Origin of the sequence: Bradyrhizobium sp. URHA0013, assembly GCF_000518345.1 — a bacterium.
In the GTDB taxonomy this organism is placed as follows: domain Bacteria; phylum Pseudomonadota; class Alphaproteobacteria; order Rhizobiales; family Xanthobacteraceae; genus Bradyrhizobium.
Genome location: NZ_KI912426.1, coordinates 1491067 through 1513417 on the forward strand (window position 1 = coordinate 1491067; position 22351 = coordinate 1513417).

General features: G+C 64.9%; 18 protein-coding genes. 8 read left to right on the plus strand and 10 right to left on the minus strand.

Going from position 1 to position 22351, the window contains the following annotated elements; translation table 11 throughout:
• Positions 1 to 86: 86 nt before the first annotated feature.
• On the plus strand, positions 87 to 824 hold the full coding sequence (locus tag N551_RS0127615) for a Crp/Fnr family transcriptional regulator (protein ID WP_027569675.1): 738 nt from the start codon (positions 87 to 89) through the stop codon (positions 822 to 824).
• On the opposite strand, the gene N551_RS36350 is transcribed toward N551_RS0127615, so the two are convergent.
• The 10 genes from N551_RS36350 to lptF form a co-directional block, all read right to left on the minus strand.
• Positions 803 to 1555 carry a Crp/Fnr family transcriptional regulator gene (locus N551_RS36350; RefSeq protein WP_051462927.1) on the minus strand — a complete coding sequence of 251 codons (753 nt, stop codon included), beginning with the start codon at positions 1553 to 1555 and terminating at the stop codon, positions 803 to 805. The genes N551_RS0127615 and N551_RS36350 overlap by 22 nt on opposite strands.
• 353 nt (positions 1556 to 1908) lie before the next feature.
• Entirely contained in the window at positions 1909 to 2145 is a 237-nt protein-coding gene (locus N551_RS0127625) for a hypothetical protein (protein WP_007609339.1), read from the minus strand.
• Between the two features lie 73 nt (positions 2146 to 2218).
• Positions 2219 to 2380, minus strand: coding sequence for a Flp family type IVb pilin (locus N551_RS0127630; RefSeq protein WP_007609340.1), 162 nt, complete (start codon positions 2378 to 2380; stop codon positions 2219 to 2221).
• Between the two features lie 168 nt (positions 2381 to 2548).
• The gene (locus N551_RS0127635; protein ID WP_027569676.1) at positions 2549 to 3607 is read right to left on the minus strand and encodes an alcohol dehydrogenase; all 1059 of its coding nucleotides are present in this window, start codon (positions 3605 to 3607) and stop codon (positions 2549 to 2551) included.
• 16 nt (positions 3608 to 3623) lie between these two features.
• The gene (rsmA, locus tag N551_RS0127640; protein WP_027569677.1) at positions 3624 to 4484 is read right to left on the minus strand and encodes a 16S rRNA (adenine(1518)-N(6)/adenine(1519)-N(6))-dimethyltransferase RsmA; all 861 of its coding nucleotides are present in this window, start codon (positions 4482 to 4484) and stop codon (positions 3624 to 3626) included.
• Positions 4481 to 5500: a 4-hydroxythreonine-4-phosphate dehydrogenase PdxA gene (pdxA, locus tag N551_RS0127645; RefSeq protein WP_027569678.1), complete on the minus strand. Its 1020-nt coding sequence runs from the start codon at positions 5498 to 5500 to the stop codon at positions 4481 to 4483. The genes rsmA and pdxA overlap by 4 nt, the downstream gene beginning before the upstream one ends.
• A complete protein-coding gene (locus tag N551_RS0127650; protein WP_027569679.1) occupies positions 5500 to 6426 on the minus strand; it encodes a SurA N-terminal domain-containing protein in 927 nt (308 codons plus the stop codon). Before N551_RS0127650 ends, pdxA begins: the two co-directional genes overlap by 1 nt.
• Before the next feature lie 69 nt (positions 6427 to 6495).
• The gene (locus N551_RS0127655) at positions 6496 to 8985 is read right to left on the minus strand and encodes an LPS-assembly protein LptD (RefSeq protein WP_027569680.1); all 2490 of its coding nucleotides are present in this window, start codon (positions 8983 to 8985) and stop codon (positions 6496 to 6498) included.
• Complete coding sequence (gene lptG, locus N551_RS0127660) at positions 8985 to 10082, minus strand: LPS export ABC transporter permease LptG (RefSeq protein WP_027569681.1); 1098 nt, start codon at positions 10080 to 10082, stop codon at positions 8985 to 8987. Before lptG ends, N551_RS0127655 begins: the two co-directional genes overlap by 1 nt.
• The gene (lptF, locus tag N551_RS0127665; protein WP_027569682.1) at positions 10079 to 11248 is read right to left on the minus strand and encodes an LPS export ABC transporter permease LptF; all 1170 of its coding nucleotides are present in this window, start codon (positions 11246 to 11248) and stop codon (positions 10079 to 10081) included. Before lptF ends, lptG begins: the two co-directional genes overlap by 4 nt.
• Positions 11249 to 11587: 339 nt before the next feature.
• Here lptF and N551_RS0127670 point away from each other — a divergent pair, with 339 nt between their 5' ends.
• The 7 genes from N551_RS0127670 to N551_RS0127700 all read left to right on the plus strand — a co-directional run bounded on the left by N551_RS0127670 (position 11588) and on the right by N551_RS0127700 (position 22223).
• Positions 11588 to 13087: a leucyl aminopeptidase gene (locus N551_RS0127670; protein ID WP_027569683.1), complete on the plus strand. Its 1500-nt coding sequence runs from the start codon at positions 11588 to 11590 to the stop codon at positions 13085 to 13087.
• 6 nt (positions 13088 to 13093) lie between these two features.
• The gene (locus tag N551_RS0127675) at positions 13094 to 13546 is read left to right on the plus strand and encodes a DNA polymerase III subunit chi (RefSeq protein ID WP_027569684.1); all 453 of its coding nucleotides are present in this window, start codon (positions 13094 to 13096) and stop codon (positions 13544 to 13546) included.
• Between the two features lie 166 nt (positions 13547 to 13712).
• Positions 13713 to 14204 (plus strand): hypothetical protein, encoded by a 492-nt coding sequence (locus N551_RS0127680; protein WP_018459090.1) that lies wholly within the window; start codon positions 13713 to 13715, stop codon positions 14202 to 14204.
• A gap of 438 nt (positions 14205 to 14642) precedes the next feature.
• Positions 14643 to 17489: a calcium-binding protein gene (locus tag N551_RS0127685; protein ID WP_027569685.1), complete on the plus strand. Its 2847-nt coding sequence runs from the start codon at positions 14643 to 14645 to the stop codon at positions 17487 to 17489.
• 29 nt (positions 17490 to 17518) lie between these two features.
• Positions 17519 to 19651: a type I secretion system permease/ATPase gene (locus N551_RS0127690; RefSeq protein ID WP_027569686.1), complete on the plus strand. Its 2133-nt coding sequence runs from the start codon at positions 17519 to 17521 to the stop codon at positions 19649 to 19651.
• On the plus strand, positions 19638 to 21092 hold the full coding sequence (locus N551_RS0127695) for an HlyD family type I secretion periplasmic adaptor subunit (RefSeq protein ID WP_027569687.1): 1455 nt from the start codon (positions 19638 to 19640) through the stop codon (positions 21090 to 21092). Before N551_RS0127690 ends, N551_RS0127695 begins: the two co-directional genes overlap by 14 nt.
• 165 nt (positions 21093 to 21257) lie before the next feature.
• On the plus strand, positions 21258 to 22223 hold the full coding sequence (locus N551_RS0127700; protein ID WP_027569688.1) for a tripartite tricarboxylate transporter substrate-binding protein: 966 nt from the start codon (positions 21258 to 21260) through the stop codon (positions 22221 to 22223).
• Positions 22224 to 22351: the final 128 nt, after the last annotated feature.

Genomic DNA, 22351 nt, shown 5'->3' on the forward strand with positions numbered 1-22351 from the left:
CAGCGTTCTAGTCCGCTGGATATGGGACAGATGTATCATTTGATCGAAGCGGCAGGATTTTTGGCGGGATACGTGGAACGGGACACATGGAAAAAGCCCATGACGTGCTGATCCGGAACCTGGGCGAGCACACCGCGCTCGCACAGGAAGATGTCGCTGAAATTCGCGGGCTGACCTTTGTGCAGCGCGAGTTCGCGCCGAACGAGGATTTCATCCGTCAGGGTGACGAACCCGAGCATTCGGCGCTGGTCGTCTCCGGCATGATCGCGCGCTACCATCTGCTCGACAGCGGCCGGCGGCAATATCTCGCGTTCCATCTGTCCGGCGACTTGCCGGACTCCCAGGGCTTGTTCATCGACCAGATGGACCATGGCCTCTGCGCCCTCGGGCCCGCCTCGGTGGCCTTCATCCCGCATCGCGAATTGTTCATTGCCTTCCGGCGACGACCGACCTTCGCGCTCTCGGTCTGGCGCGAGACACTGCTCGATGCGGCTATTTTTCGCGAGGCCATCACCAACAACAGCGCCCGGCCGATGCACACGCGCATGGCACACCTGTTCTGCGAGCTGTTCTACCGCGCCCGCGCCGCGCAACTCGTTCGCGGCAATCGCTGCCGCCTGCCGATCAGCCTGGCGCAGCTCGGCGAGACGCTGGGCATGGCGATCGCGACGGTGAACCGGACGCTCGCCGACCTCAGGCGGAGCGGGACCATGGACTTGCGCGACAGCGAGCTGATCGTGCTGAAATGGCGCGAACTGCAGCGGCTCGGAGGCTTCAGTCCGACCTATCTGCATCTCAAGCGTCAGTCGCCGCCGCGCGCGTGAGGCCGCAATATGTCAGCCGCTGGCAGATGCCGCGCGCCGAGCACTTCGTCGAAATGCTTCTTCACCCAATCGTTGCAACGGCAGGCTCTGGCTTCGAGCGCCGGCGCGTCGAGGATCAGGATGGCGCCACGGCGTGTCGCGAGGATCCGCCTCGCCTTGAACATCTGGATGACGCGGCTGGCATAGCTGCGGGAGACGCCGAGCATGCCGGCAAGCTGCTCGTGGGTGAGAGGGATCTCGGGGCCGCCGACGTGCTCCTGCGCCGACATGATCCACTTGGCAGCGCGCTGCTCGATCGAATGCGCGGCATTGCAGGCCGCGGTCTGAAGCAGCTGAGCGAACTGGCAGTCGGCGTAGCGCGAGAACACCTGCTGGAGCGTGGCCGACCTCTGCTGGGCCTGCTCGAGCGCGCGCGGCGGCAGCCGCATCAGGGTGCCGCCCAGCTTCACGACGATGCGCGAATAGGCCAGCGAGGCGCTGCGGCCGGCGGCAATGCCCACCGCGCCCTCGCGTCCGACCAGCAGGCTTTCGACCTCGCGATCGTCCTCGACCGGCACGGCGAACGACACGAGTGTCGAGCGGCAGGGAAAATGCACCGCCGCGACCTCGTCGCCCGCGTGATGCAGGATGTGGCTCGCCTCGAGTTCAACCGGCTGGAGGTGCGGCGCGAGCAGTTCGAAATCCGGGCGGCTGAGCCGCTGGAGAAGATCGTTCTGGGGCCGACCGGTCACATGTCTTGCTCTGGCCGGGAATCGGCACCGGCCAGAACTCTACGTTTCCGCGACGGAGCCGACGGTTCCAAAGTGCACACAAGGCGTTTTCCAAGCGTTGAAAAATTGGCCTCCGGTCTGCGGAATTACGGAAATCGCTGGCGAGGCGCATGTTACGCGAGGCAAATGGCGCTGCCGAACCCGGCGGCCTTCAACTTCACGAACTCTGTGCAGGAGTGCACACAACAGGGGCGCGGATCGGCGTAGCGTCCCCGATGCGGGGCGCCGCAGCCCGTGCGCTCTGCCCGACGGACCGCCGGCCTATACCTCAAACGCCGCCGGGCCGGCGGGCCCGAGGGCGGCGAGGATGTTCGTCACCCGAAGCGTGCTTCGCAATCATGCGCGGGCCGGCTTTTTTCCGCGTGGGCGCGATAGGCATCGATCGCCCTGTTGGCGAGCATCAGTTGCCGGCGTTCACCGGTCCTGAGCTGGGCCTCGATGGCGTCGAGCAGGACGTTCGCCGTCTCGTCCGGAGAGCCGAGCTCTCCGCTCTGCTCCAGGAAGCTCCAGGCGATGAAGAATGCGTTCTCGACGGTGCAGCGAATGGACATGGCTGCCAACGCGGCGCGGCCGTTGCCGTTCCGCGGGACAGACGAATGCCGTGTATTAACGAGCGTGCCCGCGCTATTTCAGCGAGCTGCTGATCGAGGTGAACTTTTTGTTCAGCGTCGCGCCGAGATTGTTGACGACGGCGATGATCGCGAGCGCGATGCCGGCGGCGATCAGGCCGTACTCGATCGCGGTGGCGCCGGACTCGTCGGCGAGGAAGCGGCGGATGGTCTGCATGGTCTTGCCAGAATTCCAATAAGAGAGCTGGCGAGGACCATAATCCGCAGGGAGCGGGTTCCCCAATTCGGAACCCCGCCTTGCGTCAATTTCGAGTTAATCGCCGTCCACGAAGCGGGCGGCGAGAAATGGATTCCGCCGCCCTGCGTTCGTCGATCTTCTACGGCGCTAGTTCTTGAGCACGATGCGGCCGACGACCTTGCCGGCGCGAAGCTCGTCGATCCAGGTCTGGACGTCGCCCATCGGCTCCTCGCGCATCGGCGTCGGCTTGATCTTGCCGGCGCGGGCGAGCGCCATCAGCTCGTGAGCCTCGGTGAGCGTGCCGACCATGAAGCCCTCGATGGTCATGCGCTTGTAGACCCATTGCACCATTGGCAACGTGAACTGGCCGCCCATCAGGCCGGAGACCACGATCTTGCCGCCGCGCGCGGCGACCGCGACCGCGAAAGCCATGGACTTCTCATTGCCCGCGAAATCGACGATCTCGTCGAAGCCGCCATCGGTTTCCTTGAGGATGCGCTTGATCACGTCGGGCTCGGCCGGATCGTAGGCCACCGCCGCGCCGTTCTTCAGCGCGGTCTCGCGCGCGGCACCGCTGAGATCGGCGACCGTGATCGGCTGCTTGAACATGGCCGCCGCGAAGGAAAGGCCCATCATGCCAACGCCGCCGAGGCCGATCAGCAGGAGGTTGCGCTGGCGCGGTCGGTCGACCAGGCGCTTGAGCGCGCCATAGGCGGTGACGCCGGAGCACATCAGGGTCGCGGCCTGGTTGACGGGCAGGGGATCGTAGTCGAGCAGATATTTCGCGTCGGGCACCAGCACGTGGGTGGCGAAGCCGCCGTCGATGGAGACGCCGAGAAAGCGCTGCCTGGCGCAGAGGTTCTCGTCGCCATTGGCGCAGTCGCGGCACTGGCCGCAACCGATCCACGGAAACACCGCCTTCTTGCTGCCGACGAGACCGGCGAACACGTCGGGGCCGACTTCATCGACTACGCCCGCGATCTCGTGGCCGAGCGTGAAGGGTAGCGTCATGCCGCGCGTGGTGTCGAGCTTCTTGCCGCCGCCAAGATCGGCGTAGCCGTCCTGGATGTGCAGATCGGAGTGGCAGAGGCCGCAGCGCTCGATGCGCACCAGCACCTCGCCTCCTTGCGGCTTCGGCGTGTCAACGATGGTCTCGCACAGCGGCGCATCGAACTTGACAAGGGACTGCCGACGCATCAACGCCATATTTCTTCCTCCGAAATTATCTCTCTGTTTCGCTGCGTATATTGGCCAATTCACGGGCCATGGCAACAAAGCCGGAAATCGGAACGGTCTCCGCGCGCCGCGTCGCGTCGACGCCCGCAGCTGCGGCGAGCCGCGCGGGATCGGCGCCGAGCGCCTTCAGGCTTTGCCGCAGCATCTTGCGGCGCTGGCCGAAGGCGGCGGCGGCGACCTGTTCGAGCAGCTTGCGATCGCAGGCGAGAGGCGTTTCGCGCGGGATCAGTCGCACGACGGAAGAGGTGACCTTCGGCGGCGGCACGAAGGCGGACGGCCCAATGTCGAACAGGATCTTGGTCTCGCAGCGCCAGTTGGCGAGCACGCCGAGCCGGCCATAGGCCTCGTCGTCCTCGCGCGCCACGATGCGCTCGCCGACCTCGCGCTGGAACATCAGGACCATCATGTCGTACCAGGGCGGCCAGGGCTCGGTGGTGAGCCAGCCGACGAGAAGGTGGGTCGCGATGTTGTAGGGCAGGTTGGCGACGATTTTTGCTCGTTCGCCCGACAGCAGCGGGCGCGGGTTGAAGGTCATGGCGTCGCCATGCACGATCTCGAGACGGCCGGGATAGCGCGCGGAAATATCCTGCAAGGCAGGGATCGCGCGCTCGTCATGCTCGATGGCGATGACGCGTCTGGCGCCGAGCGCGAGCAAGGCGCGCGTCAATCCGCCCGGGCCGGGGCCGATCTCGATGATGGTAGAGTCCTCGAGCGGAGCCGCCGCACGCGCGATGCGCGCGGTGAGATTGAGGTCGAGGAGGAAGTTCTGGCCGAGCGATTTGCGGGCCGACAAAGCGTGCTGGCGAATGACCTCGCGAAGCGGCGGGAGGTCGTCGATCGCGCTCATCGGGTTTTCGCAGCCGCCATCCGGCTCGCAAGCCTCAACGCGGCGATCAGGCTTGCCGGATTGGCCTTGCCGGTCCCGGCGATGTCGAAGGCGGTGCCGTGGTCGGGCGAGGTGCGGATGAAGGGCAGGCCGAGGGTGACGTTGACCGCGTCGTCGAACGCCACCGTCTTGATCGGGATCAGAGCTTGGTCGTGGTACATGCAGACGGCGCAGTCGTAGCTGTTTCGCGCGGCTTCGTGGAACATGGTGTCGGCGGGGAGCGGTCCCTTCGCTTCGATGCCGTCGCTGCGCAACGTCTTGATCGCCGGCGCGATCACGGTCTGCTCCTCGTGGCCGAGCGAGCCGTCCTCGCCCGCGTGCGGATTGAGGCCGGAGATCGCGATGCGCGGAATGGCGATGCCGAAGCGGGATTTGAGTTCGGTCGCGACGATGCGCACGGTCGAGACGATCAGCTCGCTGGTGAGCTGGGCCAGTGCGTCGCGCAAGGAGACGTGGATGGTCACGGGCACCACGGCGAGCCGCGGCGACCACAGCATCATCACCGGCTGCGGCACGCGGCCGTCTTCCGCGGCGAGCTCGGCGAGGAATTCGGTATGGCCGGGATGGCGGAAGCCGGCGCGATAGAGCACGCTCTTGGCGATCGGATTGGTGACGACGGCGCCGGCGCGACCGTCGCGGACATCAGTGACCGCCTGGCGGATCGAGGCGAGCGCGGCCGGCGCGCTCGATGCGTCGGGCTTGCCGGGCTCGGCACTCGCGGGCTCGTCGCCGGTCGCGACCACGGGCAGGGCCTCAGGGAAAGCGGCCCCGGCCTCGCCGGCGCTCACCGAAGCGATCCTGACGTCGGCGCCGAGCGCTTTGGCGCGGCGCGCGATCAGCGCCTCGTCGCCGAGCAGATAGAAGGCGGGCAGGTCCAGTTCGCGGCGCTTGAGCCAGGCTGCGATAGTGATGTCGGGGCCGATGCCGGCAGGTTCTCCCAGCGTCAGGGCGAGAGGCTTGGTAGGCTGCTGGGCCATCAGCGGTTGCGATACTCGATCATCGCCGCCTTGCGGAGGTCCTCGAGATAGGCTTTCTGGGTCTTCTCGTACTTCTCCTGATACATCTTCTCGCGGACCTCGCGCTTCTTCGGCGTGTCGATCATGGTCGGCTTGCGCGAGCACAGCACCACCATCTCGATGCCCGCTTTGGTCGTCTCGGGGGCGGTGAGGTGGCCGATCGGCGTGTCGTCGAGGACCTTGCGTAGCGCCTCGGGCAATTCAGCGGTGGTCTTAGTGACGATGTCGCGGATGGTGGCGTTCGGCGTGGAGCGGAACAACGAATTGGCTTCTTCGCAGCTTCCGACGCGCGAGCGATATTGCTCGGCTTCCTTATGCCGCGTCTCCAGGAACGCCGGCGACGATCCGCGCGGCACGATCAGCACGATCGGCTGCATCTTGTATTCGGTGCCCTCGATCTGCAGCTTGTCGCCGGTCTGGGCCTGCACGGCCTGCGCGACGTCCTTCTCACCGACCAACAGCTTTTCCTTGAAGCGGCCGCGCACCAGGCTGCTCCAGACCATCTCGGCCTTCATGCGGCTCTTCAGGGTTTCGGGGCGGACGCCCTTGACCTCGAGCGACTTGGTGAGCTGGTCCGGCGAGATGCGCATGCGCTGCGCCATGCCATCGTAGGACTGGTTGATGTCGGAGACGCCGGGATCGACCCCGTATTTCTTGCCTTCCTTCATCTTCACCCGGTCGTCGATCAGCTCGTTGATGACCTCCTGACGGGCCGGTGTCTTCTGCGTCGTCAGCTGGTCGAGCTTGGAGCGCTGGTCAATGTCGAAGTCGGTGATGGGATCGCCGTTCACCATCACGACGATGTTCTGCGCGCGCGACGGCGTGCCGGCCAGGAGCAGGGCGGTGAGGAGGAGGAAGAGGCGGAAGACAGGCAATGGGATCGTCATATTTGTCGCTCGCATGTCAGCCGCGGTGAACCTGCGATCGGGAACACGCGGCCGGCACCTTCAAACCAATCACTGGAGACCGCTGCCGGAACTGCTGGTCGTCGCTGTGTTCGCCAGCGTGCGCAGGCCGATCTGGAACATGATCGCGTGGTTCAGCACGGGCGGCGTCGCGCCTGCGGAATAGCTATACGCTGTTACATAGTTCAAGCCGAGCACAAAACAATCGTCGACGTAGCCAGCACCGAGCACATACTGGTTGATCTTGTTGGCCTCCAGGTCCCAGCGCGCCGAGCCCGTGACCACCCAGTTGGCCGCGACCTTGATCGAGCCCGACGTCAGGATGCCCTCGCGGCGGGTCAGATAGCCGAGTTCCGGCTGCGCCGCGTAATTGCCGTACAGCATGCTGACGGACCAGCGGTTGAAGTTGGCGCGGCCTTCCGCCTCGAAGCGCTGGACGTTCCAGGTCTGCTCGTCCATGCGCGAGCGAACGCTGAACGTATAGGTGCTGTTGGGCGAATAGGCGGCGCTCGCCACATAGTCGGAGCGCGGCCTTTGCAGGCCGGAATCCACGCCGGTGTTGATGGAGTCCTGGACCGCGAAGGAGTTCATGCCGAACAGCTGGTAGGACTGGCCGAACAGCGTCTTGATGGCGCCGCCCCTGTCGAACTGCGTGGTGGACTGCACGCCGACATTGGCGCGGCCGCCGCCCTCGACACGGTCGTAGCCGGAGAACTTGTCGACGCTGAACAGATTCGAGGCGTCGAACACCATGCTCTGCGCGTCCTCGTTCGGGAACTTGCCGGCATAGGTCTCGTTCGGCCGAATGATGATCTGCGCGATCGGCTCGATGGTGGTCGAGCCCCAGGGCTGAACGTTGATGAAGGGATAGCGGTATTCGAGGCCCACGGTGGGCATCAGGCGGAACGCCTGGGTGTCGCCGACAGGAAGATAGTTCGACACGCCCGGCTGGTTGGAGACCGAGGAGTTGATCGCATCGGCGCGGAGAATGGCGAACGGCGTCCAGATTTCACCGAACGGATCGGTGAAGGATTTGCGCCACTGCGCTTCGGCCGTCAGGCGGGTGTAGGTGCCCGGGAAGCCGCGCATCAGGCACTGCGACGGCGTGCGCGCGAGCGGATCGGCCGATGCCGTCGTGCACAGGCTGTTGGTGTTGGCGAGCGTCGTGATCGGATCGAACACCGCGGTGTCACGCGACAGGTTCACGAAATTGGTCTTGTAGCTGAACTCGCCGCCGAAGACCGGATAGTTCAGCACGTTCGAATAGTCGATCACGGGGTAGACGACCGGCACCTGGCTCTGGTTGCCCGAGTAGCTCAGCCAGTACATCGTGCGCGCGTCGAAGAAGCTGCGATTGCCGACACCGGTCAGGTAAAGCTGCGAGAGCGCATCCGTCGGCAGATACAGGAACGAGCCGAGCGGATCGCGATATTGCGACAGCCGATAGTCCGAGAAGAAATAATAGTCGGACATCAGGACGCCGTCCCAACCCCAGACCCATTTGTCGTTCAGCGCGAACTGACCCTTGGTGTCGACGGCGCCGCGGAATTGCTTGTCGCCGGGCTGGCCGGCGAGCGCGCTCCGATCGAGCTGGTCGATGCCGTAGACGCGGATCTGATAGGCGCCGTCCATCAGGCGCTGGCGGAATTCGGCCTGGAACAGCACGCCCTGCTTGGACGTGATGCGCGGGCTGAAGGTCGCGTCCATGTCGGGCGCGATCGCCCAGTAGAACGGAACCTCGACGCCGTAGCCGAACGGCGTGTTCGACGTGAAGCCCGGCATCAGGAAGCCGGTCTTGCGCTTCACGGTCGGGTCGGGCGTCGAGAAATAGGGCATATAGGCGATGGGCACGCCGAAGAATTCGAGCTGCGCCGTCTCGAAATACAGCATCTTCTCCTGCTGGTCGTGGATGATGCGCGCACCCTTGACCTGCCATAGCGGCGGCTTCTTCGGATCGTCCTTGCACGGCGCGCAGGCCGTGTAGACGCCGTTCTCGAACACCGTGTAGTTGCCGCTGGAGCGATCGGAGCGGCTCGCCGCCATGCGGGTCTGGTCGGCCGTATCGACGCGCAGCGAATCGACGAAACCGTCACGGTAGTCGTCGGACAGGTCCAGGATCTCCGCATAGGTGATCTTGCCGTCGGCATCCGTCATGCGGATGTTGCCTTCGGCATGGAGCCGCTTGGTCTTCTGGTCGTAGATGACCTTGTCGGCCTCGACGCTGGTGCCGTTGTAGAACAGCTGGACGTTACCGACCGCGGAGACGCGCGAATTGTTGTAGTCGTAGTCGACCTCGGTCGCCTGAACCAGCATCTGGTTGTCGTTGACGGCCTTCGGCGGCTTCGCACGCGGCGGCAGCGGATTGTAGGTGAAGCTCTGGGCGGAGGCCGGCGCAACGGCGGCAACGTCCACCACGCCACCGAGCGATACCACGGCAGCGACAGCAAGCAGGAACCTGCGAATGGACAAGCCACACCCGTTCGCGCGCACCAATGTGCGCCGCGTCAAATGAGACACGGGCCCGCGGTGGACGGCCGTCACTATCCGTCCTCCTGATACAGCAAGGCCAAAAAGCCGGTGAGGCCGCCCACCACCACGGGCAACCACGCCGCAGCGATCGGATGCATCAACTCAGCCTTGCTCAAATCTTCAGTCACTTTCGACAGAACGTAGAGCAGAAAGCCTGCGCCCACGCCACTCAAAACCATCTTCTGCACGCCGCCCATCCGGAAGAAGCGCAACGACACGGAAGCCGCGAGCATCACCATGGCCGCAAGCAAAAACGGCTGTGCCAGAAGCTTCTGATACTGGAGTCGGTATCCGGCTGTCGCGAAGCCCGAGCTTTCGGACGAGCGGATGTAGCTCGGTAGTTGCCAAAAGGACACAGTTTCGGGTGTGGAAAAGCTGTTGCGGACCTGCGCCTCGGTCAGCGTCGTCGGAATCTCCAGACTGGCCTGATCGACCGGCGGCGAATCCAGTGAGAAGCGGCGGACGCCCTTGAACAGCCAACGGCCGGCCTCGAGCGTCGCCTCGCGCGCCTCGACCCGCTCCTTGAAGTGCTGCTCTGTGTCAAACCGGAACAGGGTGAGCCCAGTGAGCCGGACGCCCTGCTGCTCGCTGCGCGCCGCGTTGATGATGGTCTGGCCGTCATTGGTGACCTGATTGAGCCAGAAGCCGGAGGCGTCCTGAATGCCGCCGCCGGGTGCCGAGCCGAACAGCTCGGCTTCCATGCGCTTGGAGAGCTCGCGCAGATTTGCCGACATCGGATTGTAGGCGACGGTGGCGATCACGCCGATCAGGAGCGCGCTGCCGAGCGCCGGCGAGATGAATTGCCATGCGGAGACGCCGGCGGCGCGCGCGACCACGAGCTCGAGCCGGCGGGAGAGGGCGAGATAGCAGGTCATGGCACCGATCAGCATGCAGAACGGCGTCAGCTTCTCCAGCAGCTGCGGCACGCGGAACAGCGAGGTCTCGGCCACCATGACTGCGGAGGCGGATGCGAGCCCCGAGGTCTTGCGCACCATCTCGATGTAATCGACCAGCACCAGCAACAGGAAAATGCTGGCGAACACGCCGAGCGCCGCGACCACGAAACGGCCGGCGAAATAGCGCCCGAGTGTGTTGGTGAGCATGCTCATGCGGTGGCCGGCCGTCGGAACAGCCGCGCGATGCGCGCGTTCGACCTGTTGATGGCCTCCATGAGGCGCGGCGGCGGCTCGACAACGAGGCCGCCGATGATGATCGCCAGACCGAGGCCGATGGCGCCGATGACCATCGCATATTGGACCAGCACCGCGCCCGGCGATTTCACCGCCATCACCGAGCAGGCGAAGCCGGCCATGCGCAGGCCGAACACGGCGAGGATGGATGAGCCGATCGAGAAGTTGCGGCTCTGGCGCGTGGTGCGAGGCGCACCCAGAAACGCGAAGGTCAGCACGGCAAAGGCGAACGGATAGATCGGCGCCAGCAGGCTGTCATGCAGGGCCGAGCGGAACTGGCCGGGAATCTGCTTGTAGACGGGGTCGTCCTCGGACGGCGAGAGCAGCTCCCAGAGATAACGCTCGCGGATGCCGAGCGTGACATCGCGGCCCTGGCCCGAGAACTTCGACATGTCGAAGCCGTAGCGGCCGAACGCCACCAGCGCGGGATCGCGCTTGCCGGCCTCGAATCGCTGGAGATTGCCGGTCTCCAGCACCAGGAACGATCCGTTGTCGTTCTTCACGACTTCGCCGTGCTCGGCGACGATCGAGACCCGCTCGTTCGGATCGCGGCGGTCGTCGATGAAGATGCCGGCGAGGATGCCGCCGGGCTGGCGTTCGCGAATCCGGATCGTCAGGTTCTTGTCGAGCTGGGCGAAGCGGCCGGGCTGCAGGATGTTGGTGAGCACGTCGGCGGTGATCTCGGCGTCCCACTGCTTGATCCGCCGCATGCCGTCGGGAGCGAGATAGGCCGCGATGAAGGCGACCAGCAGCGCCACGACGCAGGTGGCGTAGAAGAACGGATAGAACAGCCGGAACGGCGAGAAGCCGGCGGCATTCATCACGATGATCTCGGAATCGGTCGCGAGCTTGTTCAGCGTATGCGAGATCGCAATCATCAGCGCGATCGGCGAGATGATCAGGACCAGCGCGGGCACGACGAGGCTGGTGATGCCGAGGAAGGTCAGGATGGTCTGACCCTGGCTCGTCATCAGGTCGATGCCGCGCAACGCCTGCGTAATCCAGATCACGCCCGTAAGGCTGACCAGGACCAGCGCAAACGACGCGAGCGTCGTGCGGAAGATATACCTATCGATTGACCCCATGCGCTACCGCACGAATCCCACCAAGTCCCCAATGCCGGCCGGAATTCCGGCTGTCCAACCAATCCCCGCAAGAGGATCCCCAAGGTCGGCCAACCATCTCATCCGCCAGCTTACTCTCTCAGTACCATCCCTTTGATCCGTCAACAAAATGGCTGCCCCGTGGCACCCTCAATATATGGTTAATATTTCCCTCGTTGTGGCCCCTCGGCCACGGGGGGTGCTTGGCATCTGCCGGGCCGGTGGCCATAGTGCGGTACGCTCAGTGAATCGCCGTTCAGCTCCGGCCTGTGGCCGGGGCCGCCGATCGGTAAAAAGCGCAATGTTTTTGAGGAGTTACTCATGTCCGATGCCATCAAGGTCGGCTTCGTTCCATTGTCTGCCGCCGTCCGTGGCATCATGGTCGTGTTCTGCGATGACGGTCTGAAGCTCGGCCCGGCGACCGCCAAGGCGCTCGGCGGCGCCACCGAACTCGTGAAGCGGGCGGCCACCGCCGCCGCCTTCAAGGGCAAAAGCGGTGCTGCGCTCGACATCCTTGCACCCGAGGGCGTGAAGGCCACCCGCCTGATCGTGATCGGCGCCGGCAAGGCGGCCGGCCTGAAGGCCAACGACTTCCTCAAATTCGGCGGCGTGGCGGCGAGCAAGCTTCCGGCCGGGGCGGCGGCCATGACCGTCATGGCGGAACTGCCCAATGGCGCCATGACGAGCGAGCAGGCGGTCGCGATCGCCTCGGGGCTGCGGCTGCGCACCTACAAGTTCGACCGCTACAAGACCAAGAAGAAGGAGGGCGAGGAGGGCGGCACGCGCGCCGACGTCTCGTTTGCGGTCGGCGATGTCGTCGCCGCGAAGAGGGCGTTTGCATCGGCCGCTGCGATCGTGGACGGCGTGGTCATTGCGCGCGACCTGGTCAACGAGCCGCCGAACGTGCTTTTTCCCGAGGAGTTCGCGCGCCGCGCGGGCCTGCTCCGAAAACTCGGCGTCAGGATCGAGGTGCTCGACGTCAAGGCGATGGACAAGCTCGGCATGGGCGCGCTGCTCGGCGTCGGCCAGGGCTCGGCGCGGCCGAGCCGCACCGTGATCATGCGTTGGGACGGCGGCAAGAAGGGTGAGGCGCCGGTTGCCTTCGTCGGTAAGGGCGTCTGCTTCGACACCGGCGGCATTTCGATCAAGCCGGCCGGCAGCATGGAGGACATGAAGGGCGACATGGGTGGCGCTGCCTGCGTCGTCGGCCTGATGCATGCGCTCGCGGCACGCAAGGCCAAGGTCAACGTCGTCGGCGCCATCGGCCTCGTCGAGAATATGCCGGACGGCAACGCGCAGCGCCCGGGCGACATCGTCACTTCGATGTCGGGGCAGACCATCGAGATCATCAACACTGACGCGGAAGGCCGCCTGGTGCTTGCCGACGTGCTCTGGTACGTCGCCAAGAAAACCAAACCGAAATTCATGGTGGATCTGGCGACGTTGACCGGCGCCATCGTGGTCGCGCTCGGCACCGAGCATGCCGGCATGTTCTCCAACAATGACGAGCTTGCCGAGCGGCTGCTGGCGGCCGGCATCGAGAGCGGCGAGAAGGTCTGGCGCCTGCCGCTTGGCCCCGAATACGACAAGCTGATCGATTCCCAGTTCGCCGACATGAAGAACACCGGCGGCCGCCATGGCGGCTCGATCACCGCGGCGCAGTTCCTGCAGCGTTTCGTGGACGGCACGCCCTGGGCGCATCTCGACATCGCCGGGACCGCCATGGGGGCGCCGAAGACCGACATCAACCACAGCTGGGGAAGCGGCTATGGCGTTCGCTTGCTCGACCGTCTGGTCGCCGACCATTACGAACGCAAATGACCCGAGATGACTGAAGTCCTGTTCTACCATCTGCAAAACATGACGGTGGAGAACGTGTTGCCGCCGCTTCTCGAGAAATCGCTGGAGCGCGGCTGGCGCGTCGTGGTGCAGTCGACCTCGCCGGAGCGCGCCGATACGCTCGACGCCCATTTGTGGACCTATCGCGACGATTCCTTCCTGCCGCACGCGACATGGCGGGTCAGCGACGCCGCCGATCAGCCGATCGTGCTGGCGGTCGAGGAGGACAATCCGAACGGTGCCAATGTCCGCTTCCTCGTCGACAACGCCGCGCTGCCGCAGGACGCGCAGGGCTATGAGCGCATGGTGCTGCTGTTCGATGGCGACGATCCGGACGCGCTTGCGTTCGCCCGCAGCGCCTGGGCGGATTGCAAGGCGCGGGGATTTGATGTCACCTATTGGCAGGCTGACGAGCGGGGCCGATGGCAGAAGCGGAATTAGCCGTCGCTCGCAATTAATGATAATTTGCACTTTTCGGGTGATGATGGCTTTTGTCACCTTCGTGCCGCAAAGTGATGTTGCTACAATTGCTTAGGGCCGATCCTTCACTCGGGGAATTTAGTTTATCGTGCGACATCAAAAGCTTCCCAGCTCGCTCATAATTGCGTTGGCGGCCGTCGCCCCGCTGGTCGCGGGCTGTTCGGGCGGGACCGATCTGTTGTCCAGGGATGCCCAGTGGTTCAACACGCCCAGCCGTCTGTTCATCAAAAGCATCTCGATTGAGTCGCCGCCGCTGACCCCCGACAAGCCGGTTGGGGCCGAGGATCTGGTCAGCGCCGACGGGGCTTGTGCCGGCATGGCGCCGCCGCCCGGGCCGGCCGATGCGAATGCGTCGACGACCGCGCCGGCTCCGATGGGCGGCACCGTCGCGCTCGGCCACACCGAATGCGACGTGGTGCGCGGCATTGGCGCGCCCTCGAGCGTCAACCTCTCCGGTGATGCCGCCGGCAGGCGCGTTGCGGTCGTGACGTGGACGACCGGGCCGCGCGCCGGCATCTACACCTTCACGGCCGGCCGCCTGTCCTCGATCGAGGGCACGCCGGAGGCACCGGTCATGCCGAAGGCGACCAAGCCAAAGCCGAAGAAGAAGTCGGCGTAACACGGGTCGGCCTTTTGCCCTGAAGCTGGTTGCGGCTGTCGATGCGATCAGCCGCGCACGCTCGTCCCCTTCGTCAAGCGGCTTTGCATCCCTATTGCGATGGCAGAGGCGTGAGTCGTGATCTCTCCCGTTCGCGCTCGCCGGCGATCTTGTTCGCGAGTTTCGACATCGCGGATGCCGACCTTCGCCCAAAGTGCCTTCATTGCCTCGAGCTGCGTTCTTCCGCGCGCGTTGAAAATCACGGGGGCGTTACGCGTGATCCGTGATCAGGCGGTTCGTGATGAGCAAGCCTTCGCATCCCCTGTCGGAAACTGCCCCGAAGGAAAACTGGAGGAAATCTCCAGAATAATCACGCGCGTCTCAAGCAACGGTTCAAGAATGTCTTGTGCGCGAATGCTACGCGTCGAAGGGAGGGGCTAGGTCGGAAGGATCATTTGGATGTCCATTACCTCTGTGTTTTCCCCGGTTACGGGGCAGCTCACCATTTTCGGCGACAGCGCGAATAACGGCCTCGTGATAAGTCGCGACAAGTCCGGCCGCATCCTGGTCAATAACGGGCACGTGAAAACGGTTGGTGGCGAACCCACGGTCGACAACACCACCGCGATCGACATCTTCGGTCAGGGCGGTGACGACACGATCACCGTCGACGAATGCCACGGACCGATGCCAGCGGTGCACGTCTTCGGCGGCGACGGCAATGACAAGATCACGGGCGGCTCGGGAGCCGATCTTCTGTTTGGTCAGGCCGGCAACGATTTGATCAAGGGCGGCGGCGGCAACGATCTGCTGTTCGGCGGAGCGGGTAACGACGTGCTGGACGGCGGCAGCGGCGACAACCAGCTGTTCGGCGAGGCCGGCGACGACGTCATGATCTGGAATCCCGGCGGCGGCACCAACCTGTTCGAGGGTGGTGAGGGCAACGATACGGCTCAGGTCAACGGGAGCAACGGCGCCGAGACGTTCACGATCACGGCGAACGGCACCCGCGTGCGGCTCGACGGGGCGGGCGCGGCGCCGTTCTCGCTCGATATCGGCACGACGGAAAATCTCGTCCTGCACGGTGGCGGCGGCGACGATGCCATCACCGCGGGCAACGGGCTCGGCAGCCTGATCTCGCTGACGCTCGATGGCGGCGCTGGCAACGACAGGATCATCGGCGGTGACGGCAACGACCTCATCATCGGCGGCAGCGGCGACGATATCGTCAATGGCGGACGCGGCAACGACGTCGCCCAGCTCGGGAGTGGCGACGACACTTTCATCTGGAATCCCGGTGACGGCAGCGACACGGTCGAGGGTGGCTCGGGCAGCGACAAGCTGCTTTTCAATGGCGCCAACATCAACGAGACCATCAACATCTCGGCCAATGGCGGCCGGGTGCGCTTCACCCGCGACGTCGCCAACATCACGATGGATCTCAACAGCGTCGAGCAGATCGAATTCGATGCGCGCGGCGGCGCCGATAATATCACCGTCGGCGATCTCACCGGGACCGGCGTCAAGCAGGTGCTGGTTGATCTCGGAGCCGTTCCGGGAGGGACGCAAGGCGACGGCGCAGCTGATACGGTGACCGTCAACGGCAGCAACGGCAATCAGCACATCGAGGTCACAGCCACGGGCACAACGGTGACGGTCACGGGGCTGCCGGAGGTCGTGACGATCGCAAACGCAGAGGCCGGCAACGACCGGCTGGTCGTGCAGGCACTTGGCGGCAACGACGTGATCGATGCATCCACGCTCGGAGCGGCGATCGGGCTGACCATCGACGGCGGGGCGGGCAACGACACCATCACCGGCAGTCAGGGCGCGGACACCCTGATCGGCGGCGACGGCAACGACAAGGTCGTCGGCGGCCGCGGCAATGACGTCGCGCTTCTCGGCGCAGGCGACGACATCTTCACGTGGAATCCCGGTGACGGCAGCGACGTCGTCGAAGGCGGCACCGGAACCGACACGATGGTGTTCAACGGCGCCAATGTGGCCGAGACCATGTCGATCTCGGCGAACGGAAGCCGTGCGCTACTCACCCGTGACGTCGGTGCTATCGTCATGGACCTCGCTGGCGTCGAGCACGTGCAGATCGCGGCAGCAGGCGGCGCCGACAACATCACCGTCAACGATCTGACCGGGACAGGAATCACGCAGGTTGCCATCGACCTCAGTGCCGGCCCCGGCAGCCAGAGCGGCGACGGCGCGGCGGACCGCGTGACCGCGAACGGCACGACCGGTGACGACAACATATCGGTTGTGACCTCCGGCGGATCGATCGTGGTCAACGGCCTCGCTGCGCAGGTGACGATTGCACACGCGGACGCCGGTGATGTGCTCGGCATCAACGGCGGACAAGGCAATGACGTCATCAATGCGTCTTCCATCAAGGCGGGACAGTCGTTCAGCCTCAACATCAACGGCGGTGACGGCAACGACACCATCACCGGCAGTGCCGGCAATGACATTGTGAACGGCGGACGCGGCAACGATTTCGCCAATCTCGGTGCGGGCGACGACACCTTCGTCTGGAATCCCGGCGACGGCAGCGATACCGTCGAAGGCGGCAAGGGCACCGACACGCTGGCATTCAACGGCGCCAATATCAGCGAGAACATCAACATTTCGGCCAATGGCGGCCGCGTGCTGTTCACGCGAGATGTCGCCGCCATTGCGATGGACCTGAACGGGGTCGAGCATGTCGACTTCAATGCTCTCGGCGGTGCCGACAACATTACCGTCGGCGACCTCTCCGGCACCGGCGTCAGCCAGGTCGACCTCGATCTCGGCGCCAATGACGGCGCCGCGGATACCGTGACCATCAACGCAACCGGCGGCAACGACGTCATCACGGTGACCGAGCACGACGGCATCATCACGGTGTCGGGGCTTGGCCAGGACATCAACATCACCGATGCCGGCGCCGGCGACAGGATCGTCATCAACGGTCTCGATGGCGATGACGTCATCACCGCTTCCGGCTTGCACGGCGGCATCCAGCTCGTTGCCAATGGCGGCAACGGCGACGACGTGCTGATCGGCAGCCCCGGCAACGACACGCTGGCGGGTGGTGCCGGTGATGACGTGCTGATCGGCGGGGGCGGCCTCGACATCCTGGACGGCGGCACCGGCAACAACGTCGTCATCCAGGGCGGAGCGTTCGCGGCCGCGATGCTGCTCAACCAGGCTATGGCGGCGAGCTTCGTCCCGGCAGGTGAGGGCAATGGCGAGATGCCGCTGCCCGATCCGCACGCGGCGCAGAGCCAGGTGCTCGCACCGCCCCAGCACGCCTGAAGCTGGCGGCTGCGGCCTGGAGAACGCTCATGACGACCAACGCGGTCTCCGCCGATACGGGGCTCGATGCCTTGCTGACGCTGCTGCATCTGCAAGGCGTTGCGGCCGATCGCGAGCAGCTCAGGCACCGGCTCGGCGCGGCAAGTTTCGGCGCAGCGGATATCGTCCGCTGCGCCAGGTCTCTCGGACTTAAAGCGCGAACCTACCGAACGCAGTGGAGCCGTCTGTCGGACACCCCGCTGCCTGCGATCGCAATGCTGCGGGACGGCGGCTTCATGGTCATCGCAAAGGCCTCCGCCGACAAGGTGCTGGTGCAGTCCCCGGAGGCGCAGCGCCCGGTGCTGATGGATCGCGACGAGCTGTGCGCGATCTGGGACGGCGGCTTGATCCTGATGGTCCGGCGCGCCGGCCTGTCCGACCTCGGCCGGCAGTTCGATATCACCTGGTTCATCGGCGCGATCGGCAAATACCGGCGGCTGCTGGGCGAGGTGCTGGCGGCTTCGTTCTTCCTCCAGCTTTTTGCGCTGGTCTCGCCGCTGTTCTTCCAGGTCGTAATCGACAAGGTGCTGGTGCACCGCTCGCTGTCCACGCTCGACGTCCTCGTCATCGGCCTCGTCGTCGTCTCCCTGTTCGACACCGTGCTCGGGATCCTGCGCAATTACCTGTTTGCGCACACGACCAACCGCATCGACGTCGAGCTCGGGGCCCGCCTGTTCCACCATCTGCTGGCGCTGCCGATGGCGTGGTTTCAGGCCAGGCGCGTCGGAGATTCCGTGGCCCGGGTCCGAGAGCTCGAGAACATCCGCAATTTCATCACCAGCTCGTCCCTGACGCTTCTCATCGACCTGGTCTTCACCTCGGTGTTCCTGGCGGTGATGTTCGCCTATTCGGCGCAGATGAGCTTCATCGTGCTCGCATCGTTCCCGTTCTACATCGCGATCTCGGCCGTGGCGACGCCGCTGTTTCGCCGCAGGCTGGACCAGAAATTCCGCCGTGGCGCCGAGAACCAGGCCTTCCTGGTCGAGAGCGTCAGCGGCATCGAAACGCTGAAGGCGATGGCGGTCGAGCCGCAGATGCAGCGTCGCTGGGAAGAGCAGCTCGCCGGTTATGTCTCGGCGAGCTTCGGTGTCACCAGCCTCGGCAACACGGCAAGCCAGCTGGTGCAGCTCGTCAGTAAGGTCGTCACTGCCGCCATTCTCTATGTCGGAGCCAGGCTGGTGATCGGTGACGCATTGACGGTCGGCGAGCTCGTGGCCTTCAACATCTTCGCGGGCCGGGTGTCGGCCCCGGTGCTGCGGCTCGCGCAGGTCTGGCAGGATTTTCATCAGGCGCGGCTGTCGATCGCGCGGCTCGGCGACATCCTCAACAGCGCGGCGGAGCCGGCGTACTCCGCCGCCCGCGCGAGCCTGCCGCCGATCCGGGGCAACATCCGCTTCGAGCACGTCTCTTTCCGCTACCGGCCCGATGGGCCGGAGATCCTGCACGATGTCTCATTCGACATTCCTGCCGGACAGACCGTCGGCATTGTCGGATCGTCCGGCTCGGGCAAAAGCACCTTCACCAAGCTGGTGCAGCGGCTCTACGTTCCGCAAGGCGGCCGCGTGCTGGTCGACGGAATGGATCTGATGACGACCGACCCGGCCGGGCTCCGTCGGCAGATCGGAATCGTGCTCCAGGACAACATGCTGTTCAACCGGTCGGTGCGCGACAACATCGCGCTGGCCGATCCAAGCCTGCCGATGGACCGCATCATCGACGCGGCGAAGCTGGCGGGCGCTCATGATTTCATTCTGGAGCTCCCCGAGGGCTACGATACGATGGTGGGCGAGCGCGGCTCGACGCTCTCGGGCGGGCAGCGCCAGCGCATCGCGATCGCCCGTGCGCTGGTAGGCAATCCCCGGATCCTGATCTTCGACGAAGCCACCAGCGCACTCGACTATGAAAGCGAGCGGATCATCCATGACAACATGAAGGAGATCGCGAAAGGCCGCACCGTCCTGATCATCGCGCACCGTTTGTCCACCGTCCGCGGCGCCGATCGCATCTTCACCCTGGAACGCGGCTGTCTGGTCGAGGACGGCACGCATGATGCGCTGATCAAGACCGGCGGCCGCTACGCCGCCCTGCATCGTCTCCAGGGAGGCATTTATGAGGTCGGCTAGCACTGTGCCGGCCGCTCGTCCGGAGCAGACCGTGATCCCGTTCCGGAATGGAAAGGGCCGGCGCGCCGAGGAAGTCGCCTTCCTGCCGGCGGCGCTGGAAATCACGGAAACACCGCCGTCGCCGATCGGCCGCGCCATCGCCCTGGTCCTGATGCTGCTTGTCTGCGCAGCGCTGGCCTGGTCGGCCTGGGGCACGATCGACATCGTGGCGTCCGCAACCGGCAAGGTCGTATCGAGCGGGCGAAGCAAAGTGGTCCAGCCGTTCGAGACCGGTGTGGTGCGCGCGATTCACGTGCAGGACGGGCAATCGGTCAAATCAGGCGACCTGCTGATCGAGCTTGATCCGACCGTGAACGCCGCAGAGCGCGATCGTCTGCACGACGATCTCATGGCCGAACGGCTCAATGTCGCGCGCCTCCGCGCGGCATTGGCGGGCGGCGAAGAGGTGTCCGCCGATCTCGTCGTACCAGAGGACGCCGATCCCATGCTGGTCGCGACGCAACGGCAGCTCCTCGCCAATCAGGTCAGCGAGAACAGGGCCAAGCTCGCGGCGCTGGCGCGTCAGGAAGCGCAGAAGGAGGCCGAACATCAGACGATTGCGGCGACGATTCACAAGCTTGATGCGTTGCTGCCGGTCACCCAGCAGCGTGTCGAGATCCGCAAGACGCTGATGGAGAAGGAGATCGGCTCGAAGCTGACTTACTATGAGACCCTCCAGCTCCAGATCGAGCAGCAGGAGGAGCTTCGCGTCCAGAGCAGCCGCTTGAAGGAGGCCGAGGCGGCCGTCGCCGCGATCCGGGAGACCCGCATCCAGGCCCTGGCGGAGTACAGGAAAAGTCTCTCCGACGAGCTTGCCAAGAGCGAACAGAAAGCCAATGGCGTCGCACGCGATCTGATCAAGGCACAGCAGAGGACGAGGCTTCAGCAACTGACGTCGCCGGTCGACGGCGTCGTGCAGCAGCTCGCGGTCCACACTGTGGGCGGCGTGGTCACGCCCGCACAGTCGCTGCTGGTGATCGTGCCGACCGATGCGCGGCTGGAGATCGAGGCGATGATCTCCAACCGCGATATCGGATTTGTCGAGGCCGGGCAGGGCGCCGCCATCAAGATCGACACTTTCAATTTCACCCGCTACGGCCTTCTCGCGGGCCAGGTCGTGAGCGTCTCGCAGGACGCCATCATCCGCGACCGGCCCCAGGAGCGCGGGAGCGACCGTGCGCTTGGGACGCAACGCGACAGCAGCGAGCCCAGCGGGCAGGAGTTGAGCTACAGCGCCCGCATCTCGCTCGATCGCAGCCAGATGCAGGTGGACGACCGCCTCGTCAATCTATCCCCGGGGATGGCGGTGACTGTCGAGATCAGGACCGGCTCGCGCAGCATCCTGAGCTATCTCCTATCGCCCCTGCAGCGCTACCGGCACGAGATCATGCGGGAGCGCTAGTTCCCGCCTGTTGCCGACGAAGCTTCGCGAGGCGCGCTGAGGGCCGATCAGGCCTTCGGCAGCTACACCATGCCGCGGGCGCGCCGCTCTCGATGAAGTCGTTTTGGTGTGGCCGCGCAGCCCGGAATGCGTACATAGGAGCAAGCAAAAAATTTGGAGGAAAGCATGCGGCTCATTGCCCTCGTATCGGCTCTGGTTCTGCCGTTTGGCGCGGCGCTCGCCCAGGACTATCCGATCAGGCCCGTCACCATGTTGGTGCCGTTCGCCGCCGGCGGACCTACGGACACCATTGCTCGCCTGACCGCGGCAGGCATGGCAAAATCGCTTGGCCAACAGGTCGTCGTCGAGAACGCGCCAGGCGCCGGTGGCACCATCGCCACGACCCGCGCCTCGCGAGCCCAGCCCGACGGATACACGCTGCTGATCCATCATGTCGGCCTCTCGACCGCCGCCACACTGTACCGCAACCTCAGCTATGACACGAAGACGGCCTTTGCGCCGATCGGGCTTGTGACCAATGCGCCGATGACCATCATCGCGCGTCCGGATTTTCCGGCCGACACGCTGAAGGAATTGGTCGCCTACGCCCAACAGCAGGGCGACAAATTGACCTATGCCAATGCCGGACTCGGAGCGGCGTCGCATCTCTGCGGCATGCTGTTCATGACGGCGATCCAGAAGCAGCTGACCGCAGTGCCCTACAAGGGCAACGGCCCCATCATGAACGATCTTCTCGGCAGGCAGATCGATCTCACCTGCGACCAGGCCACGAACACGACCGGCCCGATCATGTCGAAGCAGGTCAAGGCCTATGCGATCACCACCAGGGAGCGGCTGAAGAGCCTGCCCGATCTGCCGACGGCCGACGAGGCCGGCCTCAAAGGGTTCGAGCTTGGTGTCTGGCACGGCATCTATGCCCCCAAGGGCACACCGCCGGCGGTCGTTCAGAAGCTAACCGCGGCGCTCCAGTCCGCCCTTAGGGATTCCACGCTGATCGCCCGGTTCAACGACATCAACACGGAGCCGGTCCCGCAGGAGAAGGCGACGCCGGAGGCGCTGGCCGCGATGCTCGAGAGCGAAGTCGACCGCTGGGCTCCGATGATCAAGGCAGCCGGCCAATTCGCGGACTGAGCCATTTCTGCGCAATTCGTGCCGGTATCGCTGCGTGAGCGGGCCAAGTCAGCCCGAAAGAACAGTCCATTCAACAGCTAATCACCGGGTAGCAAAATACCGGTACTGTGCATGGGGTTGTTTTTGCG

Excerpts from the sequence above, each read along its gene's own strand:
- N551_RS0127615 (WP_027569675.1), top strand. The coding sequence starts at position 87 with ATGGAAAAAGCCCATGACGTGCTGATCCGGAACCTGGGCGAGCACACC.
- N551_RS0127625 (WP_007609339.1), bottom strand. The coding sequence starts at position 2,145 with ATGTCCATTCGCTGCACCGTCGAGAACGCATTCTTCATCGCCTGGAGC.
- N551_RS0127630 (WP_007609340.1), bottom strand. The coding sequence starts at position 2,380 with ATGCAGACCATCCGCCGCTTCCTCGCCGACGAGTCCGGCGCCACCGCG.
- N551_RS0127635 (WP_027569676.1), bottom strand. The coding sequence starts at position 3,607 with ATGGCGTTGATGCGTCGGCAGTCCCTTGTCAAGTTCGATGCGCCGCTG.
- rsmA (WP_027569677.1), bottom strand. The coding sequence starts at position 4,484 with ATGAGCGCGATCGACGACCTCCCGCCGCTTCGCGAGGTCATTCGCCAG.
- pdxA (WP_027569678.1), bottom strand. The coding sequence starts at position 5,500 with ATGGCCCAGCAGCCTACCAAGCCTCTCGCCCTGACGCTGGGAGAACCT.
- N551_RS0127650 (WP_027569679.1), bottom strand. The coding sequence starts at position 6,426 with ATGACGATCCCATTGCCTGTCTTCCGCCTCTTCCTCCTCCTCACCGCC.
- lptG (WP_027569681.1), bottom strand. The coding sequence starts at position 10,082 with ATGAGCATGCTCACCAACACACTCGGGCGCTATTTCGCCGGCCGTTTC.
- lptF (WP_027569682.1), bottom strand. The coding sequence starts at position 11,248 with ATGGGGTCAATCGATAGGTATATCTTCCGCACGACGCTCGCGTCGTTT.
- N551_RS0127670 (WP_027569683.1), top strand. The coding sequence starts at position 11,588 with ATGTCCGATGCCATCAAGGTCGGCTTCGTTCCATTGTCTGCCGCCGTC.
- N551_RS0127675 (WP_027569684.1), top strand. The coding sequence starts at position 13,094 with ATGACTGAAGTCCTGTTCTACCATCTGCAAAACATGACGGTGGAGAAC.
- N551_RS0127685 (WP_027569685.1), top strand. The coding sequence starts at position 14,643 with ATGTCCATTACCTCTGTGTTTTCCCCGGTTACGGGGCAGCTCACCATT.
- N551_RS0127690 (WP_027569686.1), top strand. The coding sequence starts at position 17,519 with ATGACGACCAACGCGGTCTCCGCCGATACGGGGCTCGATGCCTTGCTG.
- N551_RS0127695 (WP_027569687.1), top strand. The coding sequence starts at position 19,638 with ATGAGGTCGGCTAGCACTGTGCCGGCCGCTCGTCCGGAGCAGACCGTG.
- N551_RS0127700 (WP_027569688.1), top strand. The coding sequence starts at position 21,258 with ATGCGGCTCATTGCCCTCGTATCGGCTCTGGTTCTGCCGTTTGGCGCG.